The sequence below is a fragment of the Serratia sp. root2 genome (assembly GCF_031931805.1).
GTDB classification, from domain to species: Bacteria; Pseudomonadota; Gammaproteobacteria; order Enterobacterales; family Enterobacteriaceae; genus Serratia; species Serratia inhibens.
The window spans coordinates 660,959-676,822 of record NZ_JAUJXB010000001.1 but is presented as its reverse complement, the minus strand read 5'-3'; the positions used below and the strand labels follow the sequence as shown (position 1 = coordinate 676,822).

Below are 15,864 nucleotides of genomic sequence, written 5' to 3'. Positions count from 1 at the left end.
TCCAAGCGGATGGAATTTATAGTAATTTCGCGAGTGTATGTGAGAGCATTCGGCAGGCGAAGGTACTTAAATAACTATAGATATTCTTTTTATATCTATAGATGAGATTTTGATTATTAAGCAGGCTAAGTTCCACGATGTTGTCCGCAACGGCGTGCGCACACTTTGTCGCCAATAACGTCTCTTGCGTGATGATGCGCATCTGAAAAACGCGTTTTGCATTGCCCCTGGCCTGCGATTAGCGTGCGGCTGGCCAAGATTGGGGATGATCAAATGGAAAAAACAAACGCCGTCGGGTTAGAAAGCTATTGAAAAAGCAGCTTTAGGCTCCTCTATCGCCGGGCAACCTGCCCGGCTTTTCATGTTTCTCGCCGGGTCAAATCTGGTAATCGATCACCGCATCCAGCTGTGAGGAGAACACCTTGTCCTTGATTTCGGTCAGTGACAGCGTCGGGTTGCACAGCTGGATAAACCGCCAGGCATAGTTACGTTGTAACTGGCTGCGTTTCAACCCCAGCCACACGGTATTGGGTTCGAACAGGTGTTCCGCATTGAGGCTGACCAGCCCGCGGTCACGCTCTTTCTCGTACGACATATCCGCCAATACACCCACCCCCAGCCCCAACTCGACATAGGTTTTAATCACGTCGGAATCCTGTGCGCTCAATGCGATGTCCGGCGTCAGTCCCGCCGCTTTGAAAGCGGCGTCAAGCTTCGAACGGCCGGTGATGCCCTGCCGATAGGTGATCAGCGGCAGCGTGCTGAGCATCTCCAGCGTGACCTGTGGCTGACGCGTCAGTTCATGCCCCTCCGGCACCAAAATGGTGTGATGCCAACGGTAGTAGGGAAATGCCGCCAGCGATTCGTCGCTCATCAGTCGTTCGCTGGCAATACCGATATCGGCTTCGCCGGAAGCGAGCATGGCGACAATTTCCTCCGGGCTGCCCTGGTTCAGCACCACTCTCACCCGCGGATATAACGCGCGGAACTCTTTAATCACCCCCGGCAGACTGTAGCGCGCCTGAGTGTGGGTCGTGGCGATATGCAGTTGGCCAGAGTCGTTGCTGCTGAATACGTCTGCCAGGCGGCGGATATTATTGGCGTCATTCAGGATGCGTTCCGCCACCACCAGCAGCTCTTTACCCGGTTCGGTCATACCCAATAAACGCTTCCCGCGGCGGATAAATATCTCAATGCCCAGCTCTTCTTCCAGCTCACGAATATGACGGCTAACCCCAGATTGCGAGGTAAATAAAGTGTTGGCGACCTCGGTCAGGTTGTAGTTGCAACGCGCCGATTCACGAATAATTTTTAGTTGTTGAAAGTTCATCCCTTCCCCCCTGTCGAGCAATAGTGTTAACGACAGTGATACTGAGTCTGGTGGGAGGGAACAAATAAGAAATAACCTTTACTTATGCATTTTCATGCTAAGTGAATTTTTGAGGGTCGCGAATTAACTGCTTTTTCAAGATAAAATAACGAATACCTTTAATATTAACAAGATAGAAAACCACTCACTAACTGTGGGTTAAATATTCCTGCGAAATAAAGTTATTAAATATAGGCATTGGATATATAAAAAAGGGCCCTGCATGCAGAGCCCGTTTGGAAAGGATGTTTCGGCCCAGAGATCAGGCGGTCGCTTCGCCGCCAATAGGACCGGAGGTGTTCTGTTGCAGCCACTGCTGCACGTAGTTGACCAAATCGCCGATGCAATCATCTTTCATGCCGTGATTCTTCAACTCGTTATCCAGTGCAAACAGGTATTGGGCGTTGGTGCCCAACGGCCCACTGGCGCTGGCTATCAGAGGCGCAATCACCTGATGGCTGGTGTCTTCTTCAAACAAGGGGTGCTGCGGGTTCATCACGAACACCAGCGCGGTGACCACTTTGCCATCGGCAAGCTGGAGATCGCACCAGGTCGGCAGATAACAGCCGGTCACCATTTCGCGTTTCCACAGCAGTTCCAGCTCTTCGCGCAGCTTCTCTTCCGGCAGGCGGAACGCCAGCCCGGTAGTATGGCCGCCCTCCTTCAGCGCCAGCATGCGCCCTGGCTGATGCAGGGTGCCGCGCCCTGCGGTTAACCGCAGGCAAAACGCACGGTGCCACCCCTGCAACGTAGCCGGACGAACCTCTTCAGATTCGAATACCGGGTTCCACATCAGCGAGCCATAACCGAATACCCAAACCGGGCTGTTATCCGGACGACGGGATAAAGTACAATTCAGCGAGGCCGCACGCTGCTCTGATGTCAGTAACAGCGACTCCTCAATTGTGCCGAATGCTGTTTTGCAATCTGCCTTTTGCAGAAAATCTCGCGTTAACACCTTAACAACCTCCTGGGAATAGGACACTCATACTCCCTCGCCACTGCGATCTCTGGAATTTTTATTTATTGGATGCGGAATTTTATTAATTCAATATACCCAAAATAATTGGAGCTGCATCAAGGCGGCAAGACCGTAAATCCCCGGGAGCTTAGTAAACTAAGTGACTGGGGTGCGCGGACGCGGCCAACACAGATGCAGTTTCAAGTATGAAGGGTATAAGTCACTCCACGATAATAATGACCTTATTCTTTTCTCGATCCGCAATCAAGTTTCAAAACGTAGATAAAGTGAAAAAGTATTTGTACGCAGGAGCAATAATATTAACTGCATGCTTAGCTATGCAGATATTGTGATTTTCCCGGCACGTTATGCCGGGATTTAAAGCTACTTTTTATGCCAACGATCGTCGTCACCTTTGCGATAGGTCTGCTTCACCGCCGCCCAGGCGACTTTATGCGCCGTTTCTTCGCGGCTGTCATCGCCGCGGCGGTCATCCGGATCCCGATATTGATCCCAGGCGCTGTTAAACGCTTCCTTATAGATCTCTTGCGCGTGTTCCGGCAGCACATTCTTCACATTGTCGGGTAAGGCGCTCTTACTTTTATACGGCATAACTTTTCTCCCGTAGCGACGTATGAGCTTATAAGCCTAGTCAACACCACCAGCGACCTCAACCAAGCAAACGATTCTCATTATCAAATGACATGATATACTCGGCGCCAAACGAACATAAGGAGATCACCGTGAATACCGATGCCCCCCGCTCACGCGCGCCTTACCTGATTGAAGTCGCCGCTGTCCGTGACATTACGCCGCACCTGCGTCGCATCACTTTTAGCGCGCCAGACCTGCGCTATTACCCGGCGCAAGCCGCTGCCGCGCACATCAAGGTTTTCCTGCCGCTCACAGGCCAACAGCAACCGGATCTCCCAACGTTGACCGCCAACGGCCCGGTTTGGGCAGCGGATGCGGTGCGCCCGATTATCCGCACCTATTCGGTGCGCGCCGTGCGCCCGGAGCTGGCCGAGATCGACATCGAATTCGCCATTCACGATCATAGCGGCCCGGCGGTAAACTTTGCGCGCCAGGCTAAAGCAGGCGATAAAATTGGCATCAGCAACCCCGGTGGACCCAAACCGATGCTGCCGCCGGCCGATTTCTACTGCCTGGCCGGAGACCCTTCCTCTTTGCCCGCGCTGGCCGCGTTGCTGGAACAGCTGCCGGCGAGCAGCGAAGGCCAGGCTTTTATCCGCGTGGATACAGCCGCCGACGTTATCAGCCTGAAAAAACCTGCCGGCGTCGAGCTGAATTGGATTATCGGCGGCACCGAAAAAACGCCGGAGCTGATAACCCAATTTTGCGCATTGCCCCTGCCGCAGGCCGCAACCCAGTTCTGGCTGGCGGGTGAGGATCGCCTGGTGGTCGAACTGCGTCGTTACCTGCGCCGCGATCGTCAATGTGACCGTAATCAGCTTTATGCCGTACCTTACTGGCGTGAAGGGTTAAATGAAGAGGGTTATCATAATAAACGGCATGAAATCATGGATAATATTGACGACTAATGGGAATTTTCCCGTTTATTAACCATGCAATGCGTAGGTAACTGCAATTTATGCGCCATTGATGCGAAAAATTAATCCCACTACGTAAAAGTAAGTAAATAAAACCGCATCAGATGCGGTTTTTTTGTTAACCTTGTCACACAAAGCAAGCAATTGCTTTTTCAAGTAAAACAACATCACATCATTACCCGCCACAAGACACAGGGTGTATCCTATTATTATTAAATATAAATATACCCAATGGATTTCAAACTGCGGCCAACAATGCGGCAGCGTGAAAGGCGGCGGGTAGACATTCTGGATACGCGAGTTGCCGTACCACGGCAGTCAGCGATGACGGGTCCACGCTGTTTGAGAAGGAGTACCATCAAAATGAAGTCGCAACACGATCCTGGCCGATCCAAATCCCGCCACACCGAATATTCGCTGATTTTCCCCATCGCCGCCCTGGTAGTTCTGAATCTATGGGGCAGCACCGGCAACTTTCCCTTGATCGTCGGCATTAACATTATCGCCCTGATCGGTATTCTCAGCAGCGCCTTTAGCGTGGTACGCCATGCGGACGTACTGGCTCACCGTTTGGGGGAACCCTACGGCTCGCTGATCCTCAGCCTGTCGGTCGTTATTCTCGAAGTGAGCCTGATTTCAGCACTCATGGCTACCGGCGACGCGGCTCCTGCGCTGATGCGCGATACGCTTTATTCCATCATCATGATCGTTACCGCCGGGTTGGTGGGTGTCGCTTTGCTGCTCGGTGGCCGCAAGTTCGCCACCCAGTACGTCAACCTTGGCGGTATCAAACAGTACCTGATGGCGATTTTCCCGCTGGCGATCATCGTTTTGGTGTTCCCGAGCGCGCTGCCGGGGGGTAACTTCAGCACCGGTCAGGCACTGTTGGTCGCGGTGATTTCTGCCGCCATGTATGGCGTGTTCCTGGTGATCCAGACCAAAACCCACCAGAGCCTGTTCGTGTACGAGCATGAAGATGACGACGGTGACCCGCACCACGGCAAGCCTTCCTCACACAGCAGCGCCTGGCATGCGGCCTGGCTGGTCGTGCATCTGATTGCGGTGATCGCGGTGACCAAGTTCAACGCCAACCCGCTGGAAGGTTTGCTGACCAAAGTGAATGCCCCGGCGCAGTTTACCGGCTTCCTGGTGGCGCTGCTGATCCTGTCGCCGGAGGGTCTGGGCGCCCTGCGCGCAGTATTGAACAATCAGGTGCAGCGCGCCATGAACCTGTTCTTCGGCTCGGTATTGGCGACCATTTCCCTGACGGTGCCGGCGGTAACCATCATCGCTACCCTCACCGGCCAGACACTGATCTTCGGCCTGCAGACGCCGCATATCGTGGTGATGTTGACGGTATTGCTGCTGTGCCAGCTGTCGTTCTCCACCGGGCGCACCAACGTGCTGAACGGTACCGCGCACCTGGCGCTGTTTGCCGCCTACATGATGACCATCTTTTCCTGAATGACCGAGGGGCGCACTCTGCGCCCCTCTTCTTAAACCGCCTGCACCGCCAGGATTTATACCGCGAAGAAAATGCCCGCCGCGATCCCGCCGAACAGAATCCATTTAATGATGTAATAACCGGTGCGGTTCCATGCCTTTAACCGTTTCCCCACTTTGCGTACCGCATAAATATACTTGAACAGCTTGTTAACGCCGCCGGTACGATCGCCCTCTTCGTTTGGCGCAGTGGCCGCACTCATCAGGTTACGCCCCAACCAATGGTTGACGCTTTGCGCCCAGCGATAACGCATCGGCCGCTCGATATCGCAAAACAGAATCAACCGGTTTTGCCCACTCTGGTTCTCGGCGTAATGCAGATAGGTTTCATCAAACATCACCCCTTCGCCGTCACGCCAGCTGTAACGTTCGCCGTCGACCTCGATAAAACAGCGATCGTCATTGGGCGTAATCAGCCCCAGATGGTAACGCAGCGAACCGGCGTACGGATCGCGGTGGCGCGGCAGGCGGCTACCGTCCGGCAGTTCGGCAAACATCGCCGCCTTGACCGAAGGCAGGCCGCGCAGCAGCGCGGTGGTCTGTGGACACAGGCTCATCGCCGACGGATGGTTGTCTTCATACCATTTCAAATAGAAACGTTTCCAGCCGGTTTTGAAGAACGAATTGAAGCCGGCATCGTTGAATTGATCCGAAGCTTTAATTTGCTGGATCGCCATCAACTGCTGCCCTTCCTCGCGGATGGTTTGCCAATTATCCCGCAATACCGCCAGTTCGGGAAACTGCTCCGGTTGCAGATAAGGCGTTATCGGCACGCGCGAGAACAGATACATAAAAACGTTCAGCGGCGCGGTAAAGGTGGAATGATCGGAAAGCTGCCGCCAGAAGGTATAACGCACCCGGCCGCGATAATGGATATAGACCACACATAAAATAAATAAAATTAAAATAATATATTTCATGACTGAACCGCTGTGAGAAGCCCAACACCTGCGCGCCAAACCGGCGCACAACGCAACTATTCCGTTTGCCAGGTAAAGGCTGGCGCCCATTTGGAACACCACTAATCATTAACGCTAATGCAACTAAAATCCATACAAAAACCTACAATAATTTACATGGCGAATTGGCAGGCGGGGATGAGCGGCAGAAAAGAAAAAGGCCGCCGAAGCGGCCTCGTCGTAGCAGGCAGGTTAACTGTAGGCGTTGAGCGTGCGCTGGCACAGGGCGGAGCGGACGCAGTCTTGTTTATCAAAGCGGATGATGCCGATCATTTCATCCTCCTCGAAGCGCTCCATCGCATCGCTGAGGCCGGACTTCACGCCGCGCGGCAAATCGCACTGGGTTACGTCACCATTGACGATTACCGTTACGTTCTCACCCAAACGGGTCAGGAACATCTTCATCTGGCTGGCGGTCACGTTCTGGGCTTCATCCAGGATAACGACCGCATTTTCGAAGGTACGCCCGCGCATGTAGGCGAAAGGCGCGATCTCTACCTTGCCGATTTCCGGGCGCAGGCAGTATTGCATAAAGGACGATCCCAAGCGGCGCACCAGAATGTCATACACCGGGCGGAAATAAGGGGCGAACTTCTCAGAAATATCCCCGGGCAAGAAACCGAGGTCTTCATCCGCCTGCAAAACCGGACGTGTAACAATAATCCGATCCACTTCTTTATGTATAAGGGCTTCTGCCGCCTTCGCGGCGCTGATGAATGTTTTGCCGCAGCCGGCTTCGCCGGTGGCAAATATCAACTGCTTTTTATCTATGGCGATTAAGTAATGACCCTGAGCTTCGGTTCTAGCCTCGATGGGAGAGCTATCGCGCTTGTCTCGCGCCATGCCGATAGACTCAACTCCACCCATTTGTACCAGCGAGGTTACGGACTCTTCTTCCAGCTGGCGATGACTACGAGCGTCACGACGAATAACGCGTTTCGCTTCACGACGTGCTTTGATCACTGCTTTTTGTCTCATAGTGGCACCTTACAGTTTGTTTCACCTACCGCAGCGGCCTGGCCGCGCGATTATGTTTCACACACGGATTAGGTTTTGGCTTCCTTCAGAGCCAATAAAAGCCAATAGACGAAGTGAATACGCGGGCGTTGCGGCGCGCCGTTTTTTCACGGGATAACGCGGTTGCGTAATTAATTGCGGAGTAAAAAGTGACAAGAATTTGTCGTGCCGAGAATGCGGAGTTGCCAGGAAAAGAGAGTCGGAGAGAGAACCCTCGTTACAACGAGAAATCAGAGAAGGTGTATTGTTTTTTCTTTCCAGCCCAACCAAGGACTTTACCATTAGCGATCCCCGCAGTGTTATTTACAGCTTCCGCTGTGCACCTTGTGAAAACTACCGCCAGATGATTACAGTATAATGACATTCAAACCCATCGCGTTACTAAAATGTAAAAAATTTTAATCTTTTTTGTTTTCAGATAACGCAAGAACACTATATCACGCTGTTTACGCCATTCCAGAGAAATTTTATCACCCAGCCAGATCAAATAGTTATGATTAAAAGTAGCGGATGACATTTTGGTTTCCTGATTAAATTTTGCACAAACAAAAAGCGCGGTATTGTCCGCATTTTTAGCGGCACGCCGCCACGCTGTCCCCCTGGCGCCGTACTTTATTAATAAAAAAGGCGGGAAATCTCCCGCCCTGAAGTACTGGGTTTACTCGCCCGTCGCCGGGCCGAAAATGCCTTTACTCGAAGGAGTAAGAGACGCTCACCCCGCCGCCCCAGTTCCTGCCCGGCGCCGGTTCGTAATAACGGCCGTTGCCTTCATTGACGATGACCGAACCAACGTATTGGCGATCAAACAGGTTGTCCACGCGGCCGAAAACGTTAAGCATCCAGTTCCCTACCGGATAGCGGTAACCGGTATTCAACCCCACGGTGGTATAGGACGGCGCCTGTTCGGTGTTTTCATCATTCACCTGGATGTCGCTCATATAGCGCACCTCAGCGCCGGCATACCAGCCTTCAGGCGGGGCCCAGGCGAAGGAGGCGAATCCCATATTGCGCGCAATGCCCGGCATGCGATTGCCGCTTGGCACCTTATTATCCGCCGAACACTGGCTGTCGCCGCACACGTCATCCCGGTAGCGCGCATCCAGCAGCGTCCAGGCCAGTTGCAGCCGCCAATCGTAGGCAAACTGCTGATCCAACGCCAACTCCAGCCCGCGCCGACGGGTCTGCCCGGCGTTTTTGTAGCTGGTGCGTCCGTTGCTGCTCTCATCGACGACAATTTCATTCTTGGTGTCGGTCTGGAAAACGGCGGCGGTCAATAACCCATTGCCGATACGGGTTTTGCTGCCAAACTCCACCGTATCGCTGGTTGACGGTTTCAGGCCGAAATTGAGCCCGCTTTGGTCGCCGGGGCGATAGGACAACTCGTTGATGGTCGGGGTCTCGAAACCGCGGCCGGCGGACAAATACAGATTCCAGCCGCGGCTGACGGCATAATTGAGGGAACCGGCCGGCAACCACTGATGATAGCTGGCGCTGCCGCTGTCATCGCCATTGCTGCCGGTGACGTAGTGATCGTTGGAATCGAAATTGACGGTGCTGTAACGCGCCCCGGCGTCCAACGTCAGTTGCGGGGTCAGTTTCCATGAAGTTTGCAGATAAGGGTCCACATTCCACATCAGGTTGCGCTCGTTGCGGCGTAGCGCTCCCTGGGTGCCCAACTCGGTCACGCCGTTGGACTGGGTAAAGTTTTCATACCCTTTACGCTGTTCGGTCATGGTTTCATAGTCCAGGCCGCCGGTCAGGGTATAAGGCACCGCCGCCAGTTCGCCACGGTGGGTCCAGCGCGTATCAATCCCCTGATAATGACGCGTCAGGTCAATCACCCCGCCCGGGTGCTGCGCGCTGCGCTGCTGTACCGCGACCGGGATCGACTGATATTGGGTGGTTTCGCGCTCGCCGGCGTACATCATGACGCTCAGGTCATCATTAGCCCCCATCTGGCGCTCATAGTGCAATCCTGCCTGGGTCTGCGAGGTGGTTTTGCGCGTATTGTATTGATCGGCTCGCGGTGCCTGGCGTGGATTGTCGTGCCATTCGGCAGACGTCAGGCCGCCGGGGTCGTTGGCATTGATATCCACGCTGTTGAACAACAACGTAAGCGTGCTGACATCGTCGATACGCACGCCCAGCTTGGCGTTGCCGAGGTTTTTTTGCGCACCGCTGTGGTCGCGGAACCCTTGAGTGGTAAAACGGGTACCGGAAATGGTGTAGTTAACGTCGCCGGCATGGCTGCCATCCCCGGTCGCCCCGGTGGCTTTGACACCATAGCGCCAGGTGCCGTAGCTGCCAAAATAGCTGCTCGCCTCAAGGCGATTGGGTTGTTGGCCGGTTTCGGTCTCCACATTCACCATGCCACCGGAGGAATTACCGTAAAGCGCGGAAAACGGCCCGCGCAGCACTTCCACCTTTTCGACCGAGTTCAGGTCGATATTGGAGGTTTGCCCCTGCCCATCCGGCATGGTAGCCGGGATGCCATCCACATAAATCCGCACGCCCCGCACGCCATACATAGAACGAGAACCAAAGCCCCGTACCGATAGCTGCAAATCTTGCGCATAGTTCTGGCGGTTCTGAATTTGCAGGCCAGGTACGCTGCCCAGGCTTTCAGACAGGTTGATCTGAGGCTTGGCATCACGGATTTGATCGCCGTTCACCACGCTGACGGCGGCAGGCGTCGACAGTTCGGAAAGGCCGCTGCGTTTGGCGGTCACCACCATAGTCTGTTCCCCATCCTTGTCCTGCGCATAACAGAACGAAAGGGGCAATAAGGCGGGAATAACGATGGCGGACGCCAGCGTGTTTTTACGGGTGTTTTTCATCAGGAGAATGCCGTTAAAGGGATCGGGAAATCTGAACCGTCTGGAACAAAATGGCTGGCATGTTAATACTTTTAACAAACAAATGAAAACAGTTAGCCATAATTAAAAACCCGGATTCCCGGTTGCGCAAGGCCACGGAATATTTAAATAAGATCGGTTCGGTGCGGAGGGCCGATGAAAAAAGGCGGGATGAACCCGCCAGATTGAATATGACTATGCTTTCAGCAAACCGCTGCCAAGGTAATCATTGCCGTCTTTCACCCCCGGTAGCGCAAAGAAGTACCCGCCGCCGATCGGCTTCACGTACTCTTCCAGCGCCTCACCGTTCAGGCGTTTTTGCACCGTCAGGAAGCCTTTTTCCAGATCGGCCTGATAACAGACGAACAGCAGCCCCATTTCCAGCTGGCCGGAATTGGACACGCCGATCGAATAGCTGTAACCGCGGCGCAGCAACAGATTGCTCTGGGTCTGCGGAGTGCGTGGGTTCGCCAGGCGAATGTGCGCATCCATCGGGATGGTTTTACCCTCGGGATCTTTAGCGTAGTCCGGCTCATCGTGTTCATGCTTCATGCCGAGCGGCGCACCGCTGTGCTTTTCACGGCCAAAGATGGTTTGCTGTTCCTGCAACGGGGTACGGTCCCAGAACTCGACGTGGAAACGGATAATCCGCAGCGCCTGATAGCTGCCGCCTACCGCCCAGGTAGGTTCCCCGGCGTTGTCCGCCACCCACACCACCTGATCCATCAACGGCTTGTCGCCGGTTTTCGGGTTGGCGGTGCCGTCTTTAAAGCCCAGCAGGTTGATCGGCGTTTCTTTGCCTTTGCTGCGCGCGGCGTGGGCGGAAATAAAGCCTTCCCGCTTCCAGCGCACGCTGAGCAAGTCCGGCGAATGCTTGATGATATCGCGCAGCGCGTGGATTACCGTTTCATTGGTGTTGGCGCAAATTTGCAACACCAGATCGCCATGACACAGGCTGGCGTCCAGCGAGTCGTTGGGAAAGCGCGTCATCTTTTGCAGCCGCAGCGGTTTTTGCGCCTGCAGGCCGAAACGTTCGTCAAACAGCGAGGTACCCACTGAGACCGTGATGGTCAGGTTATCCGGATAAATCTCCGGCCCCATGATGCCCGAATCGAGCGGCGGCAGCTTGGGATCAACCTCCGGCGCCTTGCCGCCGCTGGTCAGAAACGCAATGCGGTTGGTCAGCAAGCGGAACAGACGCTCCAGATCCTGCCTGTTGCTTGCCAGCACGTCAAAAGCCACCAGCATCATCGCCGCCTGCTGCGATGTGAGGATCCCGCCCTGATGCACGCCATAGAACGGCTGTTTCTGCCAACGCTCGTCCTGCGGCGTCGCCAGCGTATCGGCGCCCTTCTCTGATGCCTGCGTCAAACGGCTGCTGCCCAGTGCCAGAACACCCAGACCCAACCCCTGCAGCAAACGACGGCGCGACGGCGACGCCGCACCTGTTGATTGCGGATGCGGCCCGTTACCCGGGCCGATCTTGTTGCTCATAGTGCTTGCCTCAATCCAGACCCAATACGCCACGCAGTTGTGACAGGTCTTCCGCCAGGGTAGTGATCGGCCCTTTCATTGCGTTACGATCGGCATCGGTCAGCTTCTCGTAAGACTCATAGCCGTCTTTGGTTTTGTATTTTGCCAAAATGCCATCAACGGTTTTGAAGTTGGCGTCAATCTTGTCAAGCAAGGGTTTGTTAGCCTTAACCAGCAGCGGACGCAGCAGGTTAACGATTTTTTGCGCACCGTCGACGTTGGCCTGGAAATCCCACAGGTCGGTACGGCTGTAACGGTCTTCTTCACCGCTGATTTTGCTCGCCGCCACTTCCTCGATCAGGCCGGCCGCGCCACCCACTACCTTGCTTGGCGGGAAGGTCAGATCGTTCACCCGCTTTTGCAGTTCAACGGTGTCGTTGTACAGGCGATCGGCGTATTTGCTCATGTCTTTGGTGGTATTGTCGGCAAACAGCGCTTTCTCCAGACGGTGGAAACCGGTGAAGTTCGGATCTTCTGCCTTCTTCTCGTAGTCGTCTTCGCGGGCGTCAATGCTGCCGTCCAGATCGGAGAACAGTTCGGCGATCGGCTCAATACGCTCGTAGTGCTGGCGGGTCGGCGCATACAGTTTGCGCGCTTGCGCGACATCGCCGGCTTTTACCGCGTCGGTGAACAGCTTGGTCTGCTTGACCAGCCCTTCCACTTCTTTAGTGACGTAAACCTTATACTCGGCAATCGGCCCAACCAGATCCAGCGCGTTGGGTTTGCCATCGGTAGCCGCACCCGCCGTAACGGTCAGTTTGCCTTTCGGGTTGCTGAGCAGCCCGCAGGTCATATCGTATTCGCCCGCTTCCAGATTGGCGGTCATCTTCTGGGTGAAACCCGGCGCGATGTTTTCGCGCTCTTCCACCACCATTACCCCTTTCAGGATTTCCCATTCCACGTTTTTCTGGCTGGTATTGTGCACCACAAACTGGGTTTTGCCGGCCGGCACGGTCAGTTGCATCGGCTCGCACTGCTTGTCGTTAACGGTAATCTTCACCTGCGGCACGTCCGCCGCCAGGGCATCGATGCTCAGCGCGAACGCCGGGATAGCCAGTAATGCTGCGTGCAACGCCTTGCGGCGGAATAACGGAGTAGACATACAAGATTCCCTATTAAAATTAATGATTGATTTTACGTTGCGCCGAAACCGCTGCCGGTTCCGCACGCTGCGGCAGGAAAAAGAAAATCAGCGCCGGGATCAGATACAGGAAATAGACCGCCACTTCGCTCACCGTCGGCGCTTCCTGGTAACCGAAGATGCCTTCGAGCAGGGTGCCAAACAGCGAATGGGTGGACAGATGGTTGCTGAGATCAAACGCGATATCCTGGAAATGGTTCCACAGCCCGGCTTCGTGGAAAGCGCGGATCGCCCCGGCGGCCAGGCCGGCGGCAACGAACAGGATAAACAGGCTGGTCCATTTGAAAAATTTGGCCAGGTGCAGCTTCACGCCGCCCCAGTAGAGGGCCATGCCGAGCACGATGGCGGCGACCAGGCCGAGCACCGCGCCAATCGGCGCTTCAATACCTACGTCCTGCTGGAAGGCAGCCAGCAGGAAAAACACCGACTCCAGCCCTTCGCGGGCCACGGCGAAGAACACCATCGCCACCAGCGCCCAACCCTGGCCTTTGCCGGAATTGAGCGCGCTGTCGATAGCGCCTTCCAGATGCACCTTGACCGATTTGGAGACCTTACGCATCCAAAACACCATATAGGTGAGGATCAGCACCGCAATCACCGCGACGATGCCTTCGAACAGCTCTTGTTGTTTCTGCGGGAATTCGCCGGTGGTCTCATTAATGAAGATGCCGAGCGCCAGGCACAGGGCAGCGGCGACAATCACTCCTATCCACACCACGCCCAGCCATTGACCGCGCTGGGTGCGTTTCAGGTAGCTGGCGATCAGGCTGACGATCAACGCAGCCTCCAACCCCTCACGGAACATGATAAGGAAGGGAACAAACATAAGTAATAACCCCTAAAAAGGCTTCTGCCGCGAAGCGTCAGCACGCCAGGAATGGCCGCAGCGCTAATGTAAAGAAAAGTAAAACACAACGATAGTGATTATCATTCTGCCAGAAAGAAATACAAGGGGAGCAAGGGTGATTTTTTCTAATCAAATGTCGCCAGGTGTTTCCGGCAGAGGGCAGAAAACGACAAAGTGAAAAAATGACAAAGGGCGCATCAAGCGCCCTTTAAGACTCACGGTGTGAGCGGGTTAAACCGTTTTGAACTCAGCTTCCGCCTTGTCGAAACGTTCGGTCATGGTGGCAGAAGGCTGACGGCCCATCAAGCTCACCACCACAATGGCGATACAGCCAAACAGGAAGCCCGGGATGATTTCATACAGACCCAGCCAGGCGAAGTGTTTCCAGACAATTACCGTCGCTGCACCAACCAGCATACCGGCCAATGCGCCGTTGCGGGTCATGCGTGACCACATTACCGAGATCAGCACTACCGGGCCAAAGGCGGCGCCGAAGCCGGCCCAGGCATAGCTTACCAGGCCCAGCACGCGGTTTTCCGGATTGGCGGCCAGCGCGATCGCCACCAGCGCCACGACCAGCACCATGATGCGGCCGACCCACACCAACTCGCGTTGGCTGGCACCCTTACGCAGGAAAGCCTTGTACAGGTCTTCGGTAATCGCGCTTGAACACACCAGCAATTGGCAGCTCAGGGTGCTCATCACCGCCGCCAGGATCGCCGACAGCAGAATGCCCGCCACCCACGGGTTGAACAAAATCATCGCCAGCTCGATAAATACGCGCTCGCCGTTTTGCGATACGTTACCCGCCTGATCCGGATTGTTGGCGAAGTAGGCAATACCGAAGAAACCGACGGCAATAGTGCCCGCCAGGCACAGGATCATCCAGGTCATACTGATGCGGCGTGCGCTGCGGATGGTACGGTGGGAATCCGCCGCCATGAAACGCGCCAGGATGTGCGGCTGACCGAAGTAACCCAATCCCCAACCCAGCAGCGAAAGGATAGCCACAAAATTCAGGCCTTTCAGCATGTCGATGTTGGCCGGGTTCTTCGCTTCAATCACCAGCATCGAGGTGTCGATACCCCCTACCGCCAGGATCACGAACACCGGCGTCAGGATCAGCGCGAAAATCATCAGACTGGCCTGCACGGTATCGGTCCAGCTCACCGCCAGGAATCCGCCGATGAAGGTATAAATGATCGTGGCTGCCGCACCGGCCCATAACGCCGTGCCGTAACTCATGCCAAAGGTGCTTTCAAACAAGCGCGCTCCGGCCACGATGCCGGATGCACAGTAGATGGTGAAGAACACCAGGATAACAATGGCGGAGATCACCCGCAGCAACTTGCTCTTGTCTTCAAAGCGGCTGGTGAAATAATCCGGCAGCGTCAGGGCGTTGTTATTGGCTTCGGTATGTACACGCAGCCGCCCCGCCACCAGCTTCCAGTTGAGGTAAGCGCCGATCGTCAGGCCAATGGCAATCCAGCTTTCCGAGATGCCGGACAGGAAGATGGCGCCCGGCAGGCCCATCAGCAACCAGCCACTCATATCCGATGCGCCTGCGGAGAGCGCGGTCACCACGCTACCCAGGCTGCGGCCGCCCAGAATATAGTCGTCGAAGTTATTGGTTGCCCGGTAGGCAAGCAACCCGATTAACACCATCCCGAAGATATACACCAGGAAGGTCACCAGCATAGGTGTGCTCATTGTCATGAAATTCTCCACTCTCATTATTATTTCGCGCTGTATTGCGATATTTGCTACTTGCCGATCCGCCGGAACGAGGCGAAATGACGAACAGGCCGCGAGTGAAAATAGTTTCCTCCCGCAATTGTCTGACCGCCGGCTATCCTAGATGACCCGTTCGTTATTCAACAAGATATTTAACAACAAAGTTACACAAAGTTTACCCTGCGTCACATTTAACCGTTTTTACGGTTGCACCATTCACTCCCAAATCGAGTTGCACCTCCAACAACCCTGCGTTTATCCCTTATTTTGCTGGGGATAACAGACTCAAACAGCCAACCTCTGCACTCCCTGGCAGAGAACCCAGCAAGAATCGTGCCGGTTGCCGATGTTAAAAAATCGATGGAACTCACACT

12 protein-coding genes are annotated in these 15,864 nt (G+C 54.8%); 2 read left to right on the top strand and 10 right to left on the bottom strand.

Going from position 1 to position 15,864, the window contains the following annotated elements:
* Nucleotides 1–376: 376 nt before the first annotated feature.
* The 3 genes from cbl to chaB all read right to left on the bottom strand — a co-directional run bounded on the left by cbl (nucleotide 377) and on the right by chaB (nucleotide 2,942).
* On the bottom strand, nucleotides 377–1,330 hold the full coding sequence (cbl, locus tag QZQ97_RS03180) for an HTH-type transcriptional regulator Cbl (RefSeq protein ID WP_212556435.1): 954 nt from the start codon (nucleotides 1,328–1,330) through the stop codon (nucleotides 377–379).
* Between the two features lie 301 nt (nucleotides 1,331–1,631).
* On the bottom strand, nucleotides 1,632–2,327 hold the full coding sequence (locus tag QZQ97_RS03175; RefSeq protein ID WP_311992220.1) for a gamma-glutamylcyclotransferase: 696 nt from the start codon (nucleotides 2,325–2,327) through the stop codon (nucleotides 1,632–1,634).
* Between the two features lie 387 nt (nucleotides 2,328–2,714).
* Nucleotides 2,715–2,942, bottom strand: coding sequence for a putative cation transport regulator ChaB (chaB, locus tag QZQ97_RS03170; protein WP_311992219.1), 228 nt, complete (start codon nucleotides 2,940–2,942; stop codon nucleotides 2,715–2,717).
* A gap of 131 nt (nucleotides 2,943–3,073) precedes the next feature.
* Between chaB and QZQ97_RS03165 the strand changes: the two genes are divergently transcribed.
* A complete protein-coding gene (locus QZQ97_RS03165; protein WP_311992218.1) occupies nucleotides 3,074–3,892 on the top strand; it encodes a siderophore-interacting protein in 819 nt (272 codons plus the stop codon).
* Nucleotides 3,893–4,264: 372 nt separating this feature from the next.
* Nucleotides 4,265–5,365, top strand: coding sequence for a sodium-potassium/proton antiporter ChaA (gene chaA, locus QZQ97_RS03160; RefSeq protein ID WP_311992217.1), 1,101 nt, complete (start codon nucleotides 4,265–4,267; stop codon nucleotides 5,363–5,365).
* Between the two features lie 56 nt (nucleotides 5,366–5,421).
* Here the strand turns inward: chaA and lpxO are convergent, their stop codons facing one another.
* The 7 genes from lpxO to putP form a co-directional block, all read right to left on the bottom strand.
* A complete protein-coding gene (lpxO, locus tag QZQ97_RS03155) occupies nucleotides 5,422–6,324 on the bottom strand; it encodes a lipid A hydroxylase LpxO (RefSeq protein ID WP_311992216.1) in 903 nt (300 codons plus the stop codon).
* A 231-nt stretch (nucleotides 6,325–6,555) separates the two neighbouring features.
* Complete coding sequence (phoH, locus tag QZQ97_RS03150) at nucleotides 6,556–7,341, bottom strand: phosphate starvation-inducible protein PhoH (protein WP_004945903.1); 786 nt, start codon at nucleotides 7,339–7,341, stop codon at nucleotides 6,556–6,558.
* Between the two features lie 728 nt (nucleotides 7,342–8,069).
* Nucleotides 8,070–10,217, bottom strand: coding sequence for a TonB-dependent receptor PqqU (pqqU, locus tag QZQ97_RS03145; RefSeq protein WP_311992215.1), 2,148 nt, complete (start codon nucleotides 10,215–10,217; stop codon nucleotides 8,070–8,072).
* Nucleotides 10,218–10,430: 213 nt separating this feature from the next.
* Nucleotides 10,431–11,729, bottom strand: coding sequence for an iron uptake transporter deferrochelatase/peroxidase subunit (gene efeB, locus QZQ97_RS03140; RefSeq protein ID WP_311992214.1), 1,299 nt, complete (start codon nucleotides 11,727–11,729; stop codon nucleotides 10,431–10,433).
* A gap of 10 nt (nucleotides 11,730–11,739) precedes the next feature.
* Nucleotides 11,740–12,870: an iron uptake system protein EfeO gene (gene efeO, locus QZQ97_RS03135; RefSeq protein ID WP_311992213.1), complete on the bottom strand. Its 1,131-nt coding sequence runs from the start codon at nucleotides 12,868–12,870 to the stop codon at nucleotides 11,740–11,742.
* Nucleotides 12,871–12,889: 19 nt separating this feature from the next.
* Nucleotides 12,890–13,735 (bottom strand): iron uptake transporter permease EfeU, encoded by an 846-nt coding sequence (gene efeU / locus QZQ97_RS03130; RefSeq protein WP_006321371.1) that lies wholly within the window; start codon nucleotides 13,733–13,735, stop codon nucleotides 12,890–12,892.
* Nucleotides 13,736–13,987: 252 nt separating this feature from the next.
* Nucleotides 13,988–15,472 (bottom strand): sodium/proline symporter PutP, encoded by a 1,485-nt coding sequence (gene putP, locus QZQ97_RS03125; RefSeq protein WP_311992212.1) that lies wholly within the window; start codon nucleotides 15,470–15,472, stop codon nucleotides 13,988–13,990.
* Between the last annotated feature and the right edge of the window lie 392 nt (nucleotides 15,473–15,864).

Coding starts and splice junctions, on each gene's coding strand:
- cbl (WP_212556435.1), bottom strand. CDS start 1,330: ATGAACTTTCAACAACTAAAAATTATTCGTGAATCGGCGCGTTGCAAC.
- chaB (WP_311992219.1), bottom strand. CDS start 2,942: ATGCCGTATAAAAGTAAGAGCGCCTTACCCGACAATGTGAAGAATGTG.
- chaA (WP_311992217.1), top strand. CDS start 4,265: ATGAAGTCGCAACACGATCCTGGCCGATCCAAATCCCGCCACACCGAA.
- lpxO (WP_311992216.1), bottom strand. CDS start 6,324: ATGAAATATATTATTTTAATTTTATTTATTTTATGTGTGGTCTATATC.
- phoH (WP_004945903.1), bottom strand. CDS start 7,341: ATGAGACAAAAAGCAGTGATCAAAGCACGTCGTGAAGCGAAACGCGTT.
- pqqU (WP_311992215.1), bottom strand. CDS start 10,217: ATGAAAAACACCCGTAAAAACACGCTGGCGTCCGCCATCGTTATTCCC.
- efeB (WP_311992214.1), bottom strand. CDS start 11,729: ATGAGCAACAAGATCGGCCCGGGTAACGGGCCGCATCCGCAATCAACA.
- efeO (WP_311992213.1), bottom strand. CDS start 12,870: ATGTCTACTCCGTTATTCCGCCGCAAGGCGTTGCACGCAGCATTACTG.
- efeU (WP_006321371.1), bottom strand. CDS start 13,735: ATGTTTGTTCCCTTCCTTATCATGTTCCGTGAGGGGTTGGAGGCTGCG.
- putP (WP_311992212.1), bottom strand. CDS start 15,472: ATGACAATGAGCACACCTATGCTGGTGACCTTCCTGGTGTATATCTTC.